Genomic DNA, 21110 nt, shown 5'->3' on the forward strand with positions numbered 1-21110 from the left:
ACTCTCTTCACAAGGCGATGTTCAGTGCATCGGCGGCGGCCTTCAATTCATCCAGTGCGCCTTCAAAATCATATTGTCCCAGCATGCGCCGCATCTGGCGCGCATGTTCTGCCTGCCCGGAGGCGGTCAGCGCGCCGCACAGGCGGTCCAGCAGCTTGACGGCGGCGCCGTCGTCCTGCGCCAGCAGGCGCGCCATCTCGCGCGCCACCGCCGCCAGTTCAGCCATGTCGACAGCTTGCGCGGCCGGCGCGGCTTCAGCTGCGGCCGGTTTGTCGTCCAGCGACATCGCCATCGCAATGCGCGCCACCAGGTCGTTCAATTCGCCCGCCATGTTGGCGATGGCTTCGTCGCGGCCCTTGGTCGCGCCCATCGCCAGCATCTGCTCCACCTTGCCGGCCGCATCGGCCATGCCGCCGGCGCCGATATTGCCGGCCAGTCCCTTGACAGTATGCGCCTCGCGCGTGGCCCCGGATAAATCGTTGTTCTCGATGGCGGTGGCGATTCGCTGCATGGCGTCGATCTGGGTCTCGACAAAACGCGACAGCAGCTTGCGCATCAGCTTAACATTGCCGCCCACACGCTGTAGCGCGGCCTCCATGCGCAGGCCGGCGACCACCGGCAGCGCCTCGTCGCGGGCGGGGCCGGGCGGCGCTTCGGCCACCGCTTCGGGCGCCAGCGGATTCTTCACCTTGACCCAGCGCGCCAACGTCGTGAACAGCTGCGCCACGTCGATCGGCTTGGCGATGAAATCGTTCATGCCGGCGGCCAGGCACTTCTCCTTGTCGCCGACCATGGCGTTGGCGGTCATGGCGATCACCGGCAGGTCGGCGTAGCGCGCGTCCTCGCGCAGCTTGCGGGTGGCGTCGTAGCCGTCCATCACCGGCATCTGGCAGTCCATCAGCACGCCGTCGTAGTCGGCCACGGCGATTTTCGCCAGCGCCATAGCGCCGTTGACGGCGATGTCGACGCGGATGCCGGCGTCGCTGAGGATCTGCTGCGCCACTTCCTGATTGACTTCGTTGTCCTCCACCAGCAGCAGGTAGGCGCCGCGCATGGCCTCTTCGGCCGCCATGTAGTCGGCGCGGCGGCGCGTGCTGCGGCAGCGGCTCAAGTCCTTGCCGAACACGGTGGAAATCGAATCGAGCAGCGTCGAAGCGCTGACCGGCTTGTTCAGCATGGCGTCGATGGCGATGCCGCGCGCCTCGTCCATCAGCACGTCGCGGTTGTAGGCCGTGACCATGATGAAGGCCGGCGATTCCGCGCCCGCGGCCAGCGCCTGTTCGCGGATCGCCTGCAGCGTCTCCAGGCCGTTCATGCCGGGCATTTGCCAGTCGAGCAGCACGATATTGAACGGCCGGCCTTCGCTGCGGGCCTGTGCCGCCATGTCGACGGCGCGCTGGCCGCCGTCGGCGCAGGCGGCGTTGAACTGCATGGTGGCCAGCATGCCCATGAAGATTTCACGGGCGCTGGCGTTGTCGTCCACCACCAGCGCGCGCAGGCCGGAGATGTCCGGCAGCGGCAGCGGCGCCTCGACGGTGGCGACGCCGAATACCGCCGTGAAGTAGAAGGTGCTGCCAACGCCGGGCTGGCTTTCCAGCCCGATCTCGCCGTCCATCAGCTCGACCAGGCGCTTGCTGATGGTCAGGCCCAGGCCGGTGCCGCCGTGGTGGCGCGTGGTGGAGGTGTCGGCCTGGGAAAAGGCCTGGAACAGGCGCGCCTGCTGTTCCGGCGTCAGGCCCGGGCCGGTGTCGCGCACCTCCACGCGCAGGCGCACGCGCTGCATGTCCAGCTCCTTCGGCAAGCGCTCCTGCACGTGGATCGTCACCACTATCTCGCCCTGCTGGGTGAACTTGATGGCGTTGTTGGTCAGGTTGATCATCACCTGGCCGAAGCGCAGCGGATCGCCGACCAGCGCCTGCGGCACGTCGGGCGCCACGTCGAACAGCAGCTCCAGGCCCTTGTCCTGCGCCCGCATGACGGACAGGTCGGCGATATTCGCCATCACGTCCTCGACGTAGAAATCGACCTGCTCGAAAGCCAGCTTGCCGGCCTCGATCTTCGAGAAGTCCAGGATGTCGTTGATGATGCCCAGCAGGTTCTTGGCCGCGCCTTCCACCTTCTCCAGGTAGTTGCGCTGCTTGGGCGTGAGGTCGGTTTGCAGCGCCAGGTGGGTCATGCCGATGATGCCGTTCATCGGCGTGCGGATCTCGTGCGACATATTGGCCAGGAAGTCGGACTTCATCTTGGTCGCGTCCTCGGCCACCGTCACCGCGTGGCGCAGCTGCTGCTCGGCCGCCAGGCTGGCCGTCATCAGCTTCAGGGCGTGCAGCAGTTCGCCCGTCTCGTCCTGCGACGTCACTTCGATCACGGAGCTCAGGTCGCCCTGGCCCACGCGCTTGGCGATGCCGATCGCCTCTTCCAGCGGCCGCGTGATCGAGCGCGCGGAAAAGCCGAAGCCTATCCCCACCAGCACCGCCGCGCCGCCCATCAACGAAATCAGCACCAGCGAAAAGTTGATGTCGGCGCGTGCGCGCGCGGCGCTGGCCATCACCTGGCTTTGCTGCAGCTGGTCCAATAACTTGATCTGCTCCAGCAGGTGGTCCAGCGCCGGCAGCGCCATCGCGTTCATCTTTGCTTCGGCCTGGTCGCGGTCCTCGGCTTCCACCATGTCGGCCACGGCGATGAAGCTGTCGTAGTAGGCGGCGCGCGCCTGCTTGACCTTTTCGATCTGCGTCCGCGCTTCCGGCGTGGCGTCCAGTGTGCCCAGCAGATCCAGTTGGGCGTCGATATCGAGCTTGATACGGTCGATGCGGCCGTAGCTGTCTACGCGGTGCTTCTGGTCCTTCTGGATGATCAGCGTGACGATGCGGGTGGCCGCCTCGCGCGACTGTGTGTCGATGGTGTTGATGGCGGCGCTGGCGGCCCAGTCCTGGTGCAGGATATGGTCGCTCTCGGCGCGGATCGCGTAGATGCGATTCACGCCGACCAGGATCACGCCTATCATCAGCAGGATCAGGATGATGTAGCCGCTGCTGATGCGCGCGCGGATACCCATGTCGCTAAAACGGCGCATCATGCGTCCTTCAGGTTAGCCGGCCGGCTTGGGTTGGTCGGCGCGTTGGTCAAAAATATGCTGTTTCAGACAGTCCGGACACCAGCAGCTGGCGCCCGGCGCGGACGGCACCGGCAGCGAGGCCGGCAAATAGGTGCACCAGCAGGGCTGCGCCGGCGCCGCCGGATCGGCGTCCACCATGGCGCAGCTGAATTGGGCGCCGCAGCGCGAACAGGTGCTCATGGCGCGCTTACGGGCGAGGATGTTCTGCCGGCTCGTCGTCGTCCAGCGGCGGCGGGCTGTCGTCAGGGAAGCGGTGCATGGCCGTGCGCAGCAACGACATCTGGCCGTTGAAGCGGGTGCACGCGTCGCAAACCATCAGGTGCAGCCGCATGCGGGTGCGTTCGACGAAGGACAAATCGCGGTCCATCCCCTCCGACACCAGCCGGTGCACTTCGCGGCAGGTCGGTTTCAAGCCGGTTTTATGTGGTTCCATGGTCGCAGACAATAAGTGAGACGGTAAGTGGCGCGGTCACGAGGCCTGGCGGTTGCCAAACCAGTTCAAGTCCAGGCATTCGCGCAGACGCATGCGGGCCCGGTACAGGAGCACCCAGGCATTAGACGTTGTAATCGCCAGTTCCTTACAAATTTCGTCGGTTTCCAGCTCCAGCCATTCGCGCATCATGAAAATGCGGGCGGTCTTGGCGGGCAGCTTTTCCAGGCAGACCTCCAGCACCTTGAAGAAATCCTTCTGCTCCAGCGTCGCATCCGGGTCGCCCCAGGCCAGCGGCTGCTCGCGGGTGTGGCCGTTGGTCTTGAACAGCGCGTCGATGGCGTCGTCCTCGGACTGGTCCTCGACGGTGTCGATCTGGCGCTCGCGCGAGCTGGCGCGCAGGCAGTCGATGATCTTGTACTTCAGGATGCCCGTCACATAGGTGCGCAGGGAGGACTGTCCGCTGAAGCGTTCGGGTTTTTCCAGCACGGCGATCAGCGCGTCCTGGACCGCGTCTTCGGCCAGCGCCTGATTCCGTATTTGCAATTGTGCGAATCGAACAAGCAGGGGGCGCATGACTTCCAACTGGCGGTGAAGGGTATCGGTAGGGCTCATATGACGGCCAGCGTATCGGATGATCTCTGAAAATACAACCGGATAGCCCTATAATGCATGGTTGATTGCAGCATCACGCTGTAAAATTGCACAAAATTTTCTAACCGGACTCGCCATGACCCAACTAAGCAACCTTAACTTAGGCATGACTGACGACTTGACCGCGGTGGCGCCGCAGATCAAGGCGCAGATCCTGGCTGAAGCCCTGCCCTACATCCGTAATTTCCATGGCAAGACGATTGTCATCAAATACGGCGGCAACGCGATGACTGACGAGCGCCTGAAACACGGCTTCGCCCGCGATGTCATTTTGCTCAAACTGGTGGGCATGAATCCGGTCGTGGTACACGGCGGCGGTCCGCAGATCGACAACGCGCTGAAAAAAATCGGCAAGCAAGGCACCTTCGTGCAGGGCATGCGCATCACCGACGAAGAAACCATGGAAGTGGTGGAGTGGGTGCTGGGCGGCGAAGTCCAGCAGGACATCGTGATGCTGATCAATCACTACGGCGGCCAGGCGGTTGGCCTGACCGGCAAGGACGGCGGCCTGATACGCGCCAAGAAGATGGCCATGCCGGACAAGGAAAATCCGGGCCAGTTCCTCGACATCGGCTTCGTCGGCGAGATCGACGCGATCAACCCGGCCGTGGTCAAGGCGCTGCAGGACGACGCCTTCATCCCGATCATTTCGCCGATCGGCTTCGGCCAGGATGGCCAGGCGTACAACATCAACGCCGACGTCGTCGCCGGCAAGATCGCCGAGATCCTGAAGGCTGAAAAGCTGATCATGATGACCAACATCGCCGGCGTGCAGGACAAGCAGGGCAACCTGGTGACCGATTTGTCGGCGCGCGAGATCGACGAGATGTTCGCCGATGGGACGATTTCGGGCGGAATGCTGCCTAAAATTTCATCAGCCCTGGACGCGGCGAAGTCCGGCGTCAACACGGTTCACATCATCGACGGGCGAATTGAACACAGTTTATTGCTCGAGGTGTTGACCGAACAGGCTTTTGGCACTATGATCCGGTCTCACTGAAAAAACGGCGATGCACTTTTAGCCGCGATTTCAAGTGCATCGTCATACCAGTACGCCCTTTTAGCTCAGTGGTAGAGCACTCCCTTGGTAAGGGAGAGGCCACGTGTTCAATCCACGTAAAGGGCACCATCTTCCGGTTTCACTCTGCAGCACCCTCCCTCTTAGTAAATCCGCTCTACCGTCATGCCGCGTTTGCGCAGCAGGTCCGGCACGCTGCCGTTACCGATCAAATGCAGTATGCCGATCGCCGCCACGCTATTGTTCTCGCGCGCCATCAGCCTGGCCACGCCGTCGGCCAGCGCGGGATTGCGTCCGTCCAGCAGCACCTTCTGCACGAAACGGCCGGAAAAGCTGTCGTCCATCTCCGCCTTGAGCGCCAGCGCGTCCAGCGCGATGACATCGGCCTTGCGCCAGGCGTCGGCGATCTCGCGCGCCTGGTTGGCCTGCTCCTTGTCCTCGATGCCGGCGATGGCCTCCTGCAGGAACACCAGCTGCTCGGCGGCGCTCATCTGGTCGAACAGCGCCATCTGGCTCTCGGCCGATTCCAGCTCGACCACTTTCTGGCCGCGCCCGTGCGCCTGCCGGGACAGATGGGCGTCCACCGCCAGCGCCGCTTCATAGCCCTGGGCCGAGAACTCGCTCACCGTCAGCAGGCTGGCCAGCAGCCAGGGCTTCATCGCCGCCACGGTCGCCGGTTCGATGTTGTACTGCTTGAGCAGGCGGTCCAGCCGCTGGCGCCAGTCGGCCGACAGCTCCGGTCCGGCCGGGCCGCCCCTGGCCAGCATGCCGTGGCGCTGCACGGCGCGCATCAGCGGCCGCTGGTCGCCCAGCGGATCGATCTCCAGCGCCAGCACCGGCGCCTTCTTCAACGCGGCGCTGATGCGCGGCTCCAGCGGATAGAAATCGGCCGCGCCAACGTGGATGGTGCCGAACAGGTACAGTGTATGGCCACCCTGCTGCACCTTGAACAGGGCGCCGTGGTTGGGGGGCTGCACCTTGTCGGCGGCCCACGCCGGCATCGACATGAAACTGAACAAAGTCCAGAACATCACTATAATCTGGCGCTGTATGGCTACCCGCATGGCTTCCTTGGATGACTGACTTGAAGTGAACATTATTACTCGCAACGCCCCGGTGTGGCTATTCGATCTGGATAACACGCTGCACAACGCCTCTCACGCGATCTTCCCGGCGCTCATGGCCAGGATGAACGCCTACATCGCCAATGTGCTGGGCGACGGCACCACGCCCGCCGGCGCGGACGCGGTCAACGCCGCGCGCACGCTGTACTGGCAACGCTACGGCGCGACCATGCTGGGACTGGTGAAGCACCATGACGTAAAAGCGGCGCACTTTCTCGACGAAACCCACCGCTTCGACAGCCTGGCCGACATGATCCGCGCCGAACGCGGCCTGCGCCAGCTGCTGCGCCGCCTGCCCGGCCGCAAAATCCTGCTGACCAACGCGCCGCACCGCTATTCGACGCAGGTGCTGCGCCACCTGGGCCTGCAGCGCCACTTCAGCCACCACATCTCGGTCGAATCGATGACGGTGCACCGGCAGATGCGGCCTAAGCCGTCCAAGCTGCTGCTGCGCAAACTGATGCGCCGCCATGGACTGACTCCCGGCCGCTGCGTGCTGGTCGAGGATACGCTGGCCAACCTGCGCAGCGCCCACGCGCTGGGCATGCGCACCGCCTGGGTCACGCAGTACCTCGCAGTGGGCGACGCGGTCGGCCTGGCGCATCCGCAAAAAAGGTTAATTCGCCCCGCTTATGTCGATGTCAAAGTAAAATCTGTCAGGAATTTGCCGGCACGCCTGCATCACCTGCGCTGAACCAAATAGTTACACTCCCATTCACTTATCCGCGAGATCACATGGCAAGCAACCCGCCGGGCCAGCGCCGCATGCAAATTTTGCAGGCGCTGGCGGAGATGCTGGAACAACCCAAAGGCGAGAAGATCACCACCGCCGCTCTGGCGCGCAAGCTGGAGTTTTCCGAGGCCGCGCTGTACCGGCACTTCGCCAGCAAGGCGCAGATGTTCGAAGGGCTGATCGAGTTTATCGAGTCGTCGGTGTTCGGCCTGATCAACCAGATCGCCGAACGCCAGAGCGACGGCCTGGCGCAGGCGCGCGACATCCTCGGCATGCTGCTCAACTTCGCCAGCCAGAATCCGGGCATGACGCGGGTGCTGACCGGCGAGGCGCTGGTGAACGAGGACGAACGGCTGCAACTGCGCATGAACCAGTTCTACGACCGCGTCGAACTGGCGCTGAAGCAGGCCATGCGGCTGGCCGTGACCGAAGGCCAGGCGCATGAGGCGGAAGTGGCCGCGCGCGCCGGCATGCTGGTGAGTTTCATCATCGGCCGCTGGCACCGCTACGCCAAGAGTGGATTCAAGAACAACCCGGCGCAGGACGCGCCGCTGCAAATAGCCCTGTTGCTGCCCTACGTAGAAAATGAACGCTGAATGCTTTGCACTGCTCGATGACGCCAGCCCGGAAGGTACGCAAACTCCGGGCGCGCGTTCGCGCCTGTACACCGGCCACGCCGGCACCCTGCGCTGCGACGACATAAGCCAATGGCCTCAACTGCTGGAGCAGATGCAGGCGGCGCTGACGCGCGGCGAATACGCCGTCACCGTGTGCAGCTACGAGCTGGGAGCGGAGCTGCTGGAGCTGGGCGCGGCCGCCGCCCGCACCGGCACGGGCGCCGCAAAAGCCCCGCCGCTGGCGCAGATCCTGCTGTTCTCGCATTGCGCCCAGCTGTCGTCGGACGAAGTGGGCGACTGGCTGGCGGCGCGCTCGTTCCCGATCGACCGTCCGTCCGGCATCGCCAACATCCGCGCCAACATCGACCAGGAAGCCTTTAGCGGCGCCCTGGCGCGCATCCACGACTACATCGAGGCCGGCGACACCTACCAGGTCAATTACACGTACAGGCTGCGGTTTGACGCCTTTGGCAGCATCCACGCGCTGTACGCCCGCCTGCGCGGCCGCCAACCGGTGCCCTACGGCGCGCTGGTGGGGCTGGAGGACGGCACGGCCATCCTGTCGCTGTCGCCCGAGCTGTTCGTACGCCACGAGGGCGGCGTGCTGACGGCGCGGCCAATGAAGGGCACCGCGCCCGCCGCGCCGCCATCGCAACCGGCCGAGAACATCCTGCGCGCCACCACGCTGGCCACCGATCCGAAGAACCGCGCCGAGAATCTGATGATCGTCGACCTGCTGCGCAACGACATCGCCCGCATCGCGCAAACCGGCAGCGTGACGGTGCCTGCGCTGTTCGAGGTGCACCGCTACAGCAGCGTGCTGCAAATGACATCGACCATCACCGCCAAACTGCGCGACGACGCCACGCTGGCCGACATCTTCAACGCGCTGTACCCATGCGGCTCGATCACCGGCGCGCCCAAGCGGCGCACGATGGAGATCATCCGCGAACTGGAGCCGGACCCGCGCGGCATCTACACCGGCGCCATCGGCTGGTTCGATCCGTCCAAGGATGACGACACCGGCAAGGTGGGCGACTTCTGCATGTCCGTGCCGATCCGCACGCTGACGCTGCAAGCGCCGGCCAGCCCGAACGGCGCGCGCCGCGGCGAGATGGGCGTGGGCGCCGGCATCGTCTTCGACAGCGACGCGCAAGAGGAGTACGCCGAATGCCAGCTGAAGGCGCGCTTCCTCACCGGCCTGAAAAACGACTTCGAGATTTTCGAGACCATGCGCGCCACCCGGGCCGACGGCGTGCGCCATCGCGATCGCCATCTGCAGCGGCTGGCGGCATCGGCGGCCTGCTTCGGCTACGCCTGGGACGCGGCGGCGGCCAACGCCTACCTGGACACCGCCTGCGCGATGCTGGACGCGGACGTGAATTACCGGCTGCGATTGGCGCTCAGTTCAGCGGGCGCGTTCTCGGTGCAGCATGCACCGGTGACGCCGTTGACGGAACCGGTACGCGTGCTGCTGGCGCCGGACGCCACCGAATCGGGCGACCTGTTCCTGCGCCACAAAACCGGCATCCGCAGCCGCTACGACGCCGCCTGGCGCGAGGCCGAGGCGCAGGGCGCCTTCGATACGCTGTTCTTCAACGAACGCGGCGAGCTGACCGAAGGCGGTCGCACCAACGTCTTCGTGCGTGTGGACGGCCGCTGGCTGACGCCGCCCCTGAGCAGCGGCGTGCTGCCCGGCGTGATGCGCGGCGTGCTGCTGGACGATCCGCAGTGGCAGGCCGGCGAAGCCGTCATCACGCGGACGATGCTGGCGGCGGCCGATGAAATCGTCGTCTGCAACGCGCTGCGCGGCGCCATGCGAGCCGTATTGGCAAGCTAGGAACGCCACTCCAGCATCTTGTAAAGGCCGGCGTCGCCGGTCACGCGAAATCCCAGACGCTCATACAAACGCTGCGCCGGATTGCTGCCCTCCACGTGCAGGCTGATGCCGCCGCCATCGCGCACGGCATCCTGCTGCAAGCCTTGCAGCAGTTGCGTGCCGATGCCCTGGCCTTGCCACGGCGGCAGCAGCGCGATGTCGATCACGTGCGTGAGCTGCGGCCGCTGCGCGACGTAGATGCGGCCTATCGGCGCGCCATCCAGTTCGACGATATCGAACTGCGCGTCGGGATAGGCCGAGCGGAAGTGGCGGTCCTGCGCGTCGAACTGCATGCGCAGGAAAATCTCGGCCTGGCTGGAGTGCCAGCCGAACAGGCCGATCTCGTTCGCCCGGGTCGAAGCGTATACGCTGCGCAGGAAAGCCTCGTCGTCGGGCTGGCTGGATCGGCGCGCCAGCATCACAGGTCGATCATCATTTCGAAACCGCCCCAGACCATGCGCTTGCCATCGAACGGCATGTTCTTCGGATCCATGAAGTGGGCGATGCGCGGGTCTTTCATCACCTTCTCATTGATCTCGTCGCGCGCGGCGCGGTTGGCATAGACAATCCATGAAAACACCACGGACTCGCCATCCTGCAGGTCGACGCTGAGCGGGAACGAGGTCACCTTGCCGGGCGGGACATCGTCGCCGATACATTCGCGGAATTCGAGCGCGCCGAATTCCTTCCAGACCTTGCCGCATTCAAACGACATTTTCTTGTACGCCTCAACATTTTCCTTCGGCACCGGAATCACAAAACCGTCTACATAGGACATGGCTGTCTCCTTCTCAGTATGGAAGTTCAGGGTAGCCAAATATGGCCGATTTGACAAGCAGTGCCGTGCGCGCCGTTGAATGGGGTAAGCTTGGATACCAAAATAGCGGGAGGGCAGCATGACGATCAAAGCGGACCGGTTGTTTGCTGCTGCGCTACTCGCTGGCATACTGGCGTCATCGGGGCTGGCGCGGGCCGCCCCGCTGATCCGCCTGGGCTCGGACGACTGGTGTCCGTTCGTGTGCGCGGTCGACGGCAAGCCTCCCGGCGGCTATCTGGTGGAACTGGCCGGGATGGCGATGGCGCTGGAAGGGTATCGGGCGGAACCGGTGCTGATGCCGCTCAATCGCGCCATCACGCAAACGGCGCACGGCGATATCGAAGGGGTGTACGCGCCGCCGATCGATAAGCGCCTGCGCCTGAGCGCACCGCTGGCGCAGTCGCGGGCCTGCTTCTACACGCGGGTGGGTGACGACTGGACTTTTCAATCCATCAAGTCGCTCAAGACACTGGTGGTCGGCGTGATCGACGACTACGGCTACGACGACGGGCCGATGGACGCCTATATTGCGGAAAACCGGCGCAAGCCCTCCCTCATCGCGCTCGCCTTCGGCGCATCGGCCGGCACCACCAATGTGCAAAAGTTACTGGGCGGACGCTATCGTGTGGTGCTGGAACACGCCGCCGTCATGGCGCATTTGAGCAAGCGGCTCGACGTGGCCGACCGCGTCCGCCAGGCGGGCTGCCTGGAACACGAGCTGCCCCTGACCATAGGCTTCGCGACGCAGGACATACGCGCCGAAACCTGGGTCCGCGCGCTCGCCGACGGCATGCGCAAGCTGGAAGCTTCCGGCGATCTGAAGGCGCTGCAAAAGCGCTACAAATTCGACTAGATCGTGTGGACGAAGCGGCGGCGGTAGGCGCCCGGCGTGGTGGCGGCCAGGCGGCGGAAATGGTGGCGCAGCGATTCCTCCGAACCGAAACCGGCGCGCTCGGCGATCTGCGCCAGCGGCACGTCCGGCACTTCCAGCATGTCCTTGACGATGGCGACGCGCTCGCGGATCAGCCATTCAATCGGACCGAGGCCGGTGGACTGCTGGAATTGGCGCTGCAAGGTGCGCGGGCTCATCGCGGCGCGTTCGGCCATGCTGCCGACGGTGTGCGGCTGTTCGGGGTGGCTGCGCAGCCAGTCCATCAGCCGCGACAGGCGGCCCTGCTCGCCCTGCGCCATCGGCCGCGGCAGGAACTGCGCCTGGCCGCCTTCGCGATGCGGCGCCACCACCAGCCGCTGCGCCACCAGGTTGCCGACCTTGGCGCCGTAATCCCTGCGCACCAGATGCAGCAGCATGTCGAGGCCGGCGGCCGAGCCGGCGGCGGTGATGATCTGGCCGTTGTCCACGTACAGGTCGTCGGGCTGGACCTGGATCTGTGGATAACGTTGCGCCAGCCGGTCGGCATAGCGCCAGTGGGTAGTGGCGCGCTGGCCGTCCAGCACGCCGGCGGCGGCCAGCACGAATACGCCGGAGCAGATCGAGCACAGGCGGGCGCCGCGACTGTGGGCGGCGCGGATCATGTCCAGCACGGCCGGCGGCGGGATCTCGTCGGCGTCGCGCCAGCCGGGGATGACGATGGTGTCGGCCCGCTCCAGCAGTTCCGGCGTGTATGGCGCCTGCACGGTGATGCCGCCGGCCGCGCGGATCGGACCGGGCTCGACGGCGCAGACGGCGAAGTCGTACCAGTCCACGTCCAGCTCGGGGCGCTCCAGGGCGAACAGTTCGACCGTGCAGCCGAATTCGAAGGTGCACAGGCGGTCGTAGGCCAGTGCGACAACCAGATGTTTTCTCATGGCGCAATCTTAACGCAGAATGGCATATGCGCCACTGTCGGCGATGGCGGGGGCGCCGCACAATGGCGTCACTGTCCACTCATTGAAGGAGATCATGATGTCCGCCAAGTCCCTCGTCGCCGCCATTCCCGCCGCCGCCAGCGGCGACGCGCTGGCCCGCTTTGAAGCGAGCTTCAGCTACGAAACCGACTGCTGGGACGTGCACGATGCGCTGACCAACGGCCCGCGGGATTTCGTCTTGCTGGATGTGCGCGGCACGGAGAAATACGCGGCCGGCCACGTGCCGGGCGCGCTGGACCTGGCGCACCGCAAGATCATCGGCTCCAGGCTGGCCGAGTTCCCGGTCGACACGCTGTTCGTGGTGTACTGCGCCGGCCCCCACTGCAACGGCGCCGCCCGCGCCGCCGTGCGCCTGGCGCAGCTGGGTCGCCCGGTCAAATTGATGCCGGGTGGGATTACCGGTTGGGAGGATGAGGGCTTTGCCCTCACGACAACGGCGCAACCACATCCAGCGATCGCGTGATGGCATGCGGTGCACTCGCGTTCATCCGCATATCAAAGAGGATTTCGCTCTTTGCACGTACATGCGCTGTGGTAAAGGCATTCTGCACAGAACGACTGTTATCGCACAAAATACTGGCATCGGCGACATCCAGCGCACTGCGGATAGCCAGTTGAGTGCGCGAAAAACGCTGTAGAAGACGCTCCGGGTCAACTGCGTGCCCGCCTTTTGCAACACGGCTCGCGACCCGGCCAAGCGATAAATTAACATTCGCAAGGCCAAGCAGCAGAACAAAATAGCCTGTTTGCTTCAGGTTAACAATGAGGTCAACTTTGCTTTCTACTCGGCCATCCGGCAGAACCAGCCGATGCGAAAAAACCGTCTCCACCGCGAACGGCGCATTGCCCGCCGTTGCATGGGCGACAAAACTTTCAACGCCCTTCTGGGCAACGCCCATCCAAACCAAATTGTGGTCGCGGATCTGAACTGCCCAAGAAGGAAGCGGCCGCTCAGGGCCGAACTCGGGCAAAACTGACAGCATCATCCGGTCGGCATTAATGAGCGGAATTTTGACCTGATCGGCAACCCGCTCATACCAAAGCGTAGATTTTCCTGAACCGTTGTGTCCGGCCAATACTATCGCCAGCGGCTGATTCACGTTTTTCAACAGCGTATTCAGCATCGTCCGCACAGAAGGCGCCCGACGAATTGTGGAAATCATGGGACTTCCACAAATTTCCCATTCTTGAAATAGCCCCTCGCTGTTCGGCCGTCGAGTGTGCGGATCACCAAATTGGAATCTTGCGGATCGACGCTGAAAACGGGTATGTCAGGTTCAAAGGTCAAATTGACGCCAGGTTCGGCCAGTACATTGGCCAGGGCGATGGCAGCACGTTTGCCTTCGCCGCGCGCACGCGCCAGCTGCTGGGCAGTCGGTCTTTTTGCACGAATAGTAATGCTGCCAACCGTAATATCAATCAAATCGCTGGCTTCAGATATGGCCGATTCGGCCACCGCTTTCTTCGCAATACGCGCCATAACATCCCCCACTCTGACGATTGAGCCGCCGGGGCGGCCATTACTGGTAGACCCCGGCGCTGCTCAAAAGTTCAGCACAACTTACATCGCCAGCGCTTTTTCCACCGCACCGACCAGTTGCTTGTCGGAAGGGGTGATTTTGCTGCCGAAGTTTTCCACCACCTTGCCATTGCGGTCGATCAGGTATTTGTGGAAGTTCCAGGCCGGCGCCTTGCCGGTGATCTTGATCAGGTTGGCGAACAGCGGATTCGGCTCCTTGCCCGACACCACCGACTTGGCAAACATCGGGAACTTCACGCCGTAGGTGTTGTAGCAAAAGTCGGCGATCTCCTTGCTGCTGCCCGGCTCCTGCTGACCGAAGTCGTTCGACGGGAAGCCCAGCACCACCAGCCCCTTGCTGCCGTACTTGGCGTACATCGCCTCCAGGCCTTCGTACTGGTTGGTGAAGCCGCAGTAGCTGGCCGTGTTGACCACCAGGATCACCTTGCCGGCGTACTGGCACAGGTCCTGCGGCGACTCGTCTTGCAAGCGCTTGAAGGTCTGCTTGAGGATGGCCGGACAGCTGCCCACCGCAGCGGCGGGGGCCGCCGTTGGCGCGGCGGCGGGCGCCTGCGCAAACACGGACGCGCTGGCCAGCAAAGTCAGCGAGGACATCAGGCATAACTGGGCAAAGGTCTTGGACATGGTGATGGGCCGAAAAAGGGAAAAAACCATTCTATGCCAAACGCCAGCACCCTGCTTGCCGAGGCTGCGAATAACAAGTTCAGCCCCGCGCACGATTGAGCGAAATTAAGCAAAGTGCACTCCCCTGCCCCACACTCGATTCCAGATCCGACGCGAGGAGAGCGTGATGAGAATACTGTGTTTGCTGTGGCTGCTGATGGGCGCGGCCCAGGCGCAGGTGGCGCAGGTGGTGCCCCTGCCGAACATGACGACCACCCAGGTCACCGTCTCCGGCCTCTCGTCCGGCGCCTACATGGCGGTGCAGTTCGAGGTGGCCTTCTCGCAGACGGTGCAGGGCGCCGGCGTCATCGCCGGCGGGCCGTACTTCTGCTCGCAGGGCAGCGTGTTCACCGCCACCACCAGTTGCAGCTGCACCAGCGAGCTGTTCGCCTGCCGCGTGCGCCCCGGCGCCACCCGCATCAACGAGCTGATCGCCTTCACCGACTGGTTCGCCGGCGGCGGCGGCATCGACCCCACCGCCGCCCTGGCCGGCCACCATATCTGGATGCTGTCCGGCAGCGCCGATTCCATCGTGCCGCAGGCGGTGATGACCGACCTGTACTTCTACTATCGCCACTATGTCGACGCCGACCACATCTCCTACACCCGCAACCTGCCGGCCGAGCATTCGATGCCGACCGACAAATACGGCAACAGTTGTAGCACGCTGGGCACGCCTTACATCAGCAACTGCGGCTACGATGCGGCGGGCGAGCTGCTGCGCTGGATCTACGGCCCGCTGACGCCGCGCAACAACGGCACGCCGGACGGCCGCCTGATCGCCTTCGACCAGTCGGATTTCCTGTCGCTGCCGGGCTGGCACGGCATGGCCGGCACCGGCTACCTGTACGTGCCCAAGGCCTGCGACGGCAACAGCGGCGCCGGGTGCAAGCTGCACGTGGCCTTCCACGGCTGCCTGCAAGACCTGGACAACATCGGCACCACTTTCGTTGAACACGCCGGCTACAACGCCTGGGCCGACAGCAACAAGATCGTGGTGCTGTATCCGCAAGCGGCGGCGATCTACCCGTACACCAATCCCAACGCGTGCTGGGACTGGTTTTCCTATGACGATCCGCGCTTTGCGCAGAAATCCGGCCGCCAGATGGCGGCCGTCAAGCGCATGGTCGACCGGCTGACCGGCGTGGCGCCGGCCACCGTGCTGGTGCGGCTAGGCGCGCATGACTAGATGCCGCCGAGGCAGATGTATTTGATGACCAGGTAGTCGTCCAATCCATAGTGCGAGCCTTCGCGCCCCAGACCCGATTGTTTGACGCCGCCGAACGGTGCGATTTCGTTGGAGATCAGGCCGGTGTTGACGCCGACCATGCCGCTCTCCAACCCTTCCGCCACGCGCCAGATGCGGCCGATGTCGCGCGAATAGAAGTAGCTGGCCAGGCCGAACTCGGTGTTGTTGGCCAGTTCCACGGCCTCCTCGTCGGTCGTGAAGCGGAACAGCGGTGCCAGCGGGCCGAAGGTTTCCTCGGTGGCGACGATCATGTCGCTGGTGACGTCGGCGATCACGGTCGGCTGGAAGAAGCTATGGCCCAGCGCGTGCCGCTTGCCGCCGGCCAGCAGGCGGCCGCCCTTGGCCAGCGCGTCGGCCACGTGTTGCTCGACCTTCTGCACCGCCTTCTCGTCGATCAGCGGGCCCTGGGTCACGCCTTCGTCGGCGCCGTTGCCGACCTTGAGCTTGGCGACGGCGGCCACCAGCTTTTCCGCGAATTGTTCGTACACACCATCCTGCACGTAGATGCGGTTGGCGCAGACGCAGGTCTGGCCGGCATTGCGGTACTTGGAGGCCAGCGCGCCCTCCACCGCCGCATCGAGGTCGGCGTCGTCGAACACGATGAACGGCGCGTTGCCACCCAGTTCCAGCGACAGCTTCTTGATGGTCTTGGCGCTCTGCTCCATCAACAGACGACCCACCGCCGTCGAGCCGGTGAAGGTCAGCTTGCGCACGGTCGGGTTGGACGTCATTTCGGCGCCGATGTCCTTCGGCGTGCCGGTCACCACGCTGAACACCCCGGCCGGCACGCCCGCGCGTTCGGCCAATACAGCCAGCGCCAGCGCGCAATACGGCGTCGATTCGGCAGGCTTGAGCACCATCGGACAACCCGCGGCCAGCGCCGGGCCGGCCTTGCGGGTGATCATCGCGATCGGGAAGTTCCACGGCGTGATGGCGGCGCAGACGCCGATCGGCTCCTTGGTCACCACCAGCCGGCGGTCCGGCCACGGCGAGGCCAGCGTTTCGCCGGACACGCGCTTGGCTTCCTCGCCAAACCATTCGATGAACGACGCGCCGTACGTCACCTCGCCGCGCGACTCGGCCAGCGGCTTGCCCTGCTCGGCCGTCATCAGCTGCGCCAGGTCTTCGGTGTTTTCCAGGATCAGGTCATTCCACTTGCGCAGGATGGCGGCGCGTTCCTTGGCGCTCTTCTTGCGCCAGACCGGCCAGGCCGCGTTGGCGGCGACGATGGCGCGCCGCGTTTCGGCGCTGCCCATCAGCGGCACGGTGCCGAGCTGCTCGCCGGTGGCGGGATTGGTCACGGCCAGCGTGGCGCCGTTGTCGGCATCGCTCCACTCGCCGTTGATGTAGGCCTGCTGGCGCAGCAGGCTGGGATCTTTAAGTTGCAGCATGGGTAAGCTCCTTTATTCCACGGTGAACGAGGACAAATCGGGATGCGGTTCGGGATACGCCAGGTCCATGCCTTCCAAAGTCTCCAGCAGCAGGCTGGCGACCACCAGGTTGCGGTGGGTCTTGGAATTGGCCGGCACCACGTACCACGGCGCATGCGGCGCATTGGTCTCGCGGATGGCCTGCTCGTAAGCGCGCTGGTACTCGCCCCATTTCTTGCGCTGCTCGACGTCGGCCGGATTGAATTTCCACTGCTTGTCGGGATCGTCCAGCCGCTCCTGCAAGCGCTGGCGCTGTTCTTCCTTCGAGATGTGCAGGAACACCTTGACGATCACCGTGCCCGTCTCCGCCAGCATGCGTTCGAAATCGCGGATCTGCGCGTAGCGGCGCTGACATTCCTCGCCGTCGATCATGCCTTGCACCTTGGTGATCAACACGTCTTCGTAGTGGCTGCGGTTGAAGATCGCGATCTCGCCCTTGACCGGCACCTGCTGGTGCACGCGCCACAGGTAGTCGTGGGCCAGTTCGTTGTCGGTCGGCTGCTTGAAGGCGGCGGCGCGTATGCCCATCGGGCTGATGCCGCTGAACATGGCGCGTATCGTGCCGTCCTTGCCGGCGGTGTCCATGCCCTGCAAGATCAGCAGCACCTTCTGCTTGTGCTGCGCGTACAGCTTGTCCTGCAAGGCGCCGATGCGGTCGATCAGCGCCGCAATGCGCTTGCGGTCCAGCGTCTTGGCCTTGGACTTGCTCAGTTCAGGGTTGGCGGAGCGGCTGGAAAAAGCCGCGTCGTCCGCATAGCTTTCGTGCAGTTTGAGCTTGGCGGAGGCGCCGAAGCGCTGGCGGGCGTTATGTGTCATGAGATCAGCTTATCACTTTGCGGCCAGGGTTGCGGCGCGATAGCCCCACCACGCGGCTTCCTCGAACACCGAGAAGCCCGACAGGTCGGCATGCGCGAACAGGATGGGGCCATCCACCTCACGCAGCGCCTTCATGCCGGCGTTGCTGCGGAAGTTGGGTCCCGGCGACGCCATCGCGTGCCCGCGCAGCGTGATGTCGACCCGCTCGATGCAGGAGGCGAACTGCGAACCATACGCTTCCTTCAGATCGGCGCTGGCCAACGCCAGCAGCTCCTCCGGTTTGGCCGCCTCCAGCCAGCGGCGCGCGGCGGCGGGCTTGCGGTCAGACAGCGCGATGTAGGCGCTGAAAACCGTCTTTTCCGGCGGCCCCACGCGGATGTCCTGGTGGGTGGAGACGACGAAACCCAGTCCCGGCTCGCTGTACACCACGTTGTCCCACGATAGCGGCTGGCTGGGGAGCTCGTCGGGGAAGCGCTTGAGCAGGAAGTTCGCCACCATCCACGGCGCGTAGTCGGGTATGTGCTTGGCCGGGTCGAAGCCGTAAGCGGCGATGTTATCCACAACCCGCGCCGCCACGTAGGCGGGCATCGCGCAGATCGCCTTGCGGGCGCGGACAATGTAGGTGGACGGTTTGCCGTTCTCCAGCTTGAAGCACAGTGCCTCGACACCATCCGCCGTCTTTTTCAGCGACACCACCGTGCCGGCCTTGCGCTGGACGCCGGCCGCGCGCTCGATGCCGGAGGCCAGCGGCTGCAAGCCTCCCGGCCAGGTGAGCCAGGCGCCGTTGCCGGCGTTGGCCGCCTGGCCCCAGCGGCTGCAATAGTAGTGCAGCCCCGCCCAAGCCGAGACCTGGTCGTAGCGGGTGCCGTAGTCGTCGCGGCAGCAGTAGTTCAGGTACCAGTGCAGCGTCGGCGATTTGTAGCCGCTCTGCTCCAGCCACTGCTTGAGCGTGATGCCGTCCAGCGCCTGCCACTGCGGGTCTTCCGACGACAGCACGGTCGGGAACACGAACACGCGGCGGCCGTCGGCGCCGTGGGTCTGGCGCAGCCGCGCTACCTCGGCGAAGAAGCGCTTATGCTCATCGAGCTCCCATTGCGGCACGTCGTCGGTGGGGATGAAACCGTCCTGCCAGTGGCCGTTGAACAGCAGCCGCTCTTCCGGCCCGTGCAGGATGAAGCGCTCGTCGTAGTAGGGCTTCTCCGCCATCGCATCTTTTTGAATGATGCCCAGGTCGGCCAGGATCTCGCGCACGTGCACCGATTCCGGCGACGGCAGCGGCAGGTAGTGCGCGCCGGTCGGATATTCGAGCTCGCCGAAGGCGCCGCCGGCGGCGTTGCCGTGCGGCTGCGGGCCGTCGATCATCAGCACGTCGGTCTTGCCGAGTTTTTTCAGCTTCCACGCGGCGGTCAGGCCGGCCACGCCGGAGCCGAGGATGGCGATGTCGGTGTGGATAACTTCCGATGGCGGCGGCAAGGCGCGGCGGTCGCGCAGGAAGTGGCCCTCGTCGCGGCCCGGAGCGTGGACCGTCGGCGTGATCTCCTGCCAGCGATGAAATCCCGCCACGCTGCCCGCCGCCACCACGCCGCTGGCGCCGGCCCACACGAGGAAGGAACGGCGCAGCATCAGCGGATCACCCTGCGCCAGTCCTGCTCGAACTCGTGCACCAGCGACTGGGTGTTGAGGCGGTTGGGCTCCATCGGCAGTGCCTTCATATCCGGCGGGAAGACGAACATTTCGCGCGTGGTGTCGGCGTTCAGGTAGCGCATCGGCAGGCGGTACTCGGTGGGCGGCTTGTAGTCCGCCTGGGGCGTGGCGAGAATGAAGCCCCATTCGCCGAACGACGGCACATAGGCGTGGTACGGATAGGTCTTCAGGCCGACTTCGCGCAGCGTGGCGTCGATGGTCCAGTAGGCGTGCGGCGCGAAGAACGGCGACGTCGATTGCACCACCATCAAGCCGTTGGCCGCCAGGTGCTTCTTCACCATGCCGTAGAACGGCACCGAGTACAGCTTGCCCAGCGCGAAACTGGACGGATCGGGGAAATCGACGATGACGGCGTCGAACATGTCGTCGTTGTGTTGCAGCCAGATCGCCGCGTCGGCGTTGATGACGCGCACGCGCTTGTCGCTGAAGGAGCCGTGATTCAGCTTGACCAGCTCTTCGCGCTTGGTGAATGCGCCCGTCATCGCCGGGTCCAGGTCGACCAGCGTGACGTGCTCGATATTCGGGTAACGCAGGATCTCGCGCAGCGCCAGGCCGTCGCCGCCGCCCAGCACCAGCACGCGCCGCGCCCACGGCAGCGGTTGCAGCACCGGATGCACCAGCGCCTCGTGATAGCGGTACTCGTCGCGCGAGGAGAATTGCAGGTTGCCGTTGATGTACAGGCGCAGGTCGTCCTTCCAGCGCGTGATCACCAGCCGCTGATAGGGCGTGGTGGTGGCGTACACGATCTCGTCGCCGAACAGGCCATGCTCGCCCCAGGAGGTCATCTTGTCGGCGAAGGCGAAGCCGAAAATCAGCACGCACATCACGCTGGCGGCGCGCAGCATGCGGCCGGTGACGTTTTTCAGCTCTGTGCGAAACGCCATAATTGTCCACAGGGCGACGCCCACATTGAGCATGCCGAACAGGAAGCCGGTGCGCACCAGGCCCAGATACGGCGCCAGCACCAGCGGGAACAGCAGCGACACGGCCAGCGCGCCCAGGTAGTCGAAGGTCAGCACGCGGCTGACCAGCTCATTGAATTCGGTCTTGCGCTCGTTGAGCGCGCGCATCACCAGCGGCACTTCCATGCCGACGAAGGCGCCGATCAGGAACACCATCACGTACAGCAGCGTGCGGAACGGCGCCGCCATCCACGAGAAGGTCAGGAACAGCACCGCCGCCGACAAGCCGCCCACCAGGCCGACCGCCAGCTCGATATCCACAAAGCGCGCCAGCACATCCTCATCCCTGACATACTTGGAAAAGTGCGCGCCCACCCCCATCGCGAACAGATAGCAGCCGATGATGGTGGAGAACTGCAGGATGGAATCGCCCAGCAGGTAACTGGACAGGGCGCCGGCGATCAATTCGTAGGCCAGGCCGCAGGAAGCGACGACGAAGACGGACAGGATGAGAATCTTTTTGGTCATTTAGCTACTTTTGCACTAATATGTT

The 21110-nt window shown here is 64.5% G+C and carries 22 protein-coding genes and 1 tRNA gene; 8 read left to right on the plus strand and 15 right to left on the minus strand.

From position 1 onward, the window contains the following. Positions 1-7: 7 nt before the first annotated feature. The 4 genes from AC1RMD_RS01615 to AC1RMD_RS01630 are packed head-to-tail and all read right to left on the minus strand — an operon-like array spanning position 8 to position 4160. Positions 8-3076, minus strand: a complete 3069-nt coding sequence (locus tag AC1RMD_RS01615) for a hybrid sensor histidine kinase/response regulator (protein WP_492923005.1) — start codon at positions 3074-3076, stop codon at positions 8-10. Between the two features lie 12 nt (positions 3077-3088). Continuing rightward, positions 3089-3295, minus strand: a complete 207-nt coding sequence (locus AC1RMD_RS01620) for a cysteine-rich CWC family protein (RefSeq protein WP_492923007.1) — start codon at positions 3293-3295, stop codon at positions 3089-3091. Between the two features lie 7 nt (positions 3296-3302). Continuing rightward, positions 3303-3548, minus strand: coding sequence for a zf-HC2 domain-containing protein (locus AC1RMD_RS01625; RefSeq protein ID WP_492923009.1), 246 nt, complete (start codon positions 3546-3548; stop codon positions 3303-3305). 36 nt (positions 3549-3584) lie between these two features. Continuing rightward, on the minus strand, positions 3585-4160 hold the full coding sequence (locus AC1RMD_RS01630; protein ID WP_492923011.1) for a sigma-70 family RNA polymerase sigma factor: 576 nt from the start codon (positions 4158-4160) through the stop codon (positions 3585-3587). A gap of 145 nt (positions 4161-4305) precedes the next feature. Between AC1RMD_RS01630 and argB the strand changes: the two genes are divergently transcribed. Then, positions 4306-5199, plus strand: a complete 894-nt coding sequence (gene argB / locus AC1RMD_RS01635; RefSeq protein WP_093385720.1) for an acetylglutamate kinase — start codon at positions 4306-4308, stop codon at positions 5197-5199. Between the two features lie 54 nt (positions 5200-5253). After that, positions 5254-5328: transfer RNA gene (locus tag AC1RMD_RS01640), tRNA-Thr, on the plus strand. Between the two features lie 32 nt (positions 5329-5360). Here AC1RMD_RS01640 and AC1RMD_RS01645 read toward each other — a convergent pair. After that, positions 5361-6281 (minus strand): TraB/GumN family protein, encoded by a 921-nt coding sequence (locus AC1RMD_RS01645; protein WP_492923013.1) that lies wholly within the window; start codon positions 6279-6281, stop codon positions 5361-5363. A 25-nt stretch (positions 6282-6306) separates the two neighbouring features. Between AC1RMD_RS01645 and AC1RMD_RS01650 the strand changes: the two genes are divergently transcribed. From AC1RMD_RS01650 to pabB, 3 genes are read left to right on the plus strand one after another with little or no spacing between them, the layout of a single operon-like run. Next, on the plus strand, positions 6307-7035 hold the full coding sequence (locus AC1RMD_RS01650; RefSeq protein WP_492923015.1) for an HAD-IA family hydrolase: 729 nt from the start codon (positions 6307-6309) through the stop codon (positions 7033-7035). 41 nt (positions 7036-7076) lie between these two features. Further along, positions 7077-7670, plus strand: a complete 594-nt coding sequence (gene slmA / locus AC1RMD_RS01655; RefSeq protein WP_492923017.1) for a nucleoid occlusion factor SlmA — start codon at positions 7077-7079, stop codon at positions 7668-7670. Next, complete coding sequence (gene pabB / locus AC1RMD_RS01660) at positions 7660-9531, plus strand: aminodeoxychorismate synthase component I (protein WP_492923019.1); 1872 nt, start codon at positions 7660-7662, stop codon at positions 9529-9531. The genes slmA and pabB overlap by 11 nt, the downstream gene beginning before the upstream one ends. On the opposite strand, the gene AC1RMD_RS01665 is transcribed toward pabB, so the two are convergent. After that, positions 9528-9989, minus strand: a complete 462-nt coding sequence (locus AC1RMD_RS01665; RefSeq protein ID WP_492923021.1) for a GNAT family N-acetyltransferase — start codon at positions 9987-9989, stop codon at positions 9528-9530. The two genes, pabB and AC1RMD_RS01665, sit on opposite strands and share 4 nt — an antisense overlap. Then, positions 9989-10348 (minus strand): DUF1428 domain-containing protein, encoded by a 360-nt coding sequence (locus AC1RMD_RS01670; protein ID WP_492923023.1) that lies wholly within the window; start codon positions 10346-10348, stop codon positions 9989-9991. The genes AC1RMD_RS01665 and AC1RMD_RS01670 overlap by 1 nt, the downstream gene beginning before the upstream one ends. A 118-nt stretch (positions 10349-10466) precedes the next feature. Between AC1RMD_RS01670 and AC1RMD_RS01675 the strand changes: the two genes are divergently transcribed. After that, complete coding sequence (locus AC1RMD_RS01675; protein WP_492923025.1) at positions 10467-11240, plus strand: substrate-binding periplasmic protein; 774 nt, start codon at positions 10467-10469, stop codon at positions 11238-11240. Here the strand turns inward: AC1RMD_RS01675 and ftrA are convergent. After that, on the minus strand, positions 11237-12193 hold the full coding sequence (gene ftrA, locus AC1RMD_RS01680) for a transcriptional regulator FtrA (RefSeq protein ID WP_492923027.1): 957 nt from the start codon (positions 12191-12193) through the stop codon (positions 11237-11239). The genes AC1RMD_RS01675 and ftrA overlap by 4 nt on opposite strands. Positions 12194-12290: 97 nt before the next feature. Between ftrA and AC1RMD_RS01685 the strand changes: the two genes are divergently transcribed. After that, positions 12291-12716, plus strand: a complete 426-nt coding sequence (locus AC1RMD_RS01685; protein ID WP_492923029.1) for a rhodanese-like domain-containing protein — start codon at positions 12291-12293, stop codon at positions 12714-12716. Here AC1RMD_RS01685 and AC1RMD_RS01690 read toward each other — a convergent pair. From AC1RMD_RS01690 to AC1RMD_RS01700, 3 genes are all read right to left on the minus strand, one after another. Continuing rightward, positions 12679-13416, minus strand: a complete 738-nt coding sequence (locus tag AC1RMD_RS01690) for a toxin (RefSeq protein ID WP_492923031.1) — start codon at positions 13414-13416, stop codon at positions 12679-12681. The genes AC1RMD_RS01685 and AC1RMD_RS01690 overlap by 38 nt on opposite strands. Continuing rightward, positions 13413-13733, minus strand: coding sequence for a hypothetical protein (locus AC1RMD_RS01695; RefSeq protein ID WP_492923033.1), 321 nt, complete (start codon positions 13731-13733; stop codon positions 13413-13415). Before AC1RMD_RS01695 ends, AC1RMD_RS01690 begins: the two co-directional genes overlap by 4 nt. 81 nt (positions 13734-13814) lie before the next feature. Next, complete coding sequence (locus AC1RMD_RS01700; protein WP_492923035.1) at positions 13815-14417, minus strand: glutathione peroxidase; 603 nt, start codon at positions 14415-14417, stop codon at positions 13815-13817. Between the two features lie 166 nt (positions 14418-14583). Between AC1RMD_RS01700 and AC1RMD_RS01705 the strand changes: the two genes are divergently transcribed. Beyond that, complete coding sequence (locus AC1RMD_RS01705; protein ID WP_492923037.1) at positions 14584-15645, plus strand: extracellular catalytic domain type 2 short-chain-length polyhydroxyalkanoate depolymerase; 1062 nt, start codon at positions 14584-14586, stop codon at positions 15643-15645. Here AC1RMD_RS01705 and gabD read toward each other — a convergent pair. Genes gabD through AC1RMD_RS01725 form a run of 4 tightly spaced genes read right to left on the minus strand, consistent with a single transcriptional unit; the run spans position 15642 to position 21085 of the window. Continuing rightward, positions 15642-17096: an NADP-dependent succinate-semialdehyde dehydrogenase gene (gene gabD / locus AC1RMD_RS01710; RefSeq protein ID WP_492923039.1), complete on the minus strand. Its 1455-nt coding sequence runs from the start codon at positions 17094-17096 to the stop codon at positions 15642-15644. The two genes, AC1RMD_RS01705 and gabD, sit on opposite strands and share 4 nt — an antisense overlap. Positions 17097-17108: 12 nt before the next feature. Then, the gene (locus AC1RMD_RS01715; protein WP_492923041.1) at positions 17109-17951 is read right to left on the minus strand and encodes a polyphosphate kinase 2 family protein; all 843 of its coding nucleotides are present in this window, start codon (positions 17949-17951) and stop codon (positions 17109-17111) included. 12 nt (positions 17952-17963) lie between these two features. Continuing rightward, the gene (locus tag AC1RMD_RS01720; RefSeq protein ID WP_492923043.1) at positions 17964-19574 is read right to left on the minus strand and encodes an NAD(P)-binding protein; all 1611 of its coding nucleotides are present in this window, start codon (positions 19572-19574) and stop codon (positions 17964-17966) included. After that, a complete protein-coding gene (locus AC1RMD_RS01725) occupies positions 19574-21085 on the minus strand; it encodes a polyamine aminopropyltransferase (RefSeq protein WP_492923045.1) in 1512 nt (503 codons plus the stop codon). The genes AC1RMD_RS01720 and AC1RMD_RS01725 overlap by 1 nt, the downstream gene beginning before the upstream one ends. Positions 21086-21110: the final 25 nt, after the last annotated feature.

It is taken from the genome of Duganella sp. GW822-FHT06D06 (genome assembly GCF_058799615.1).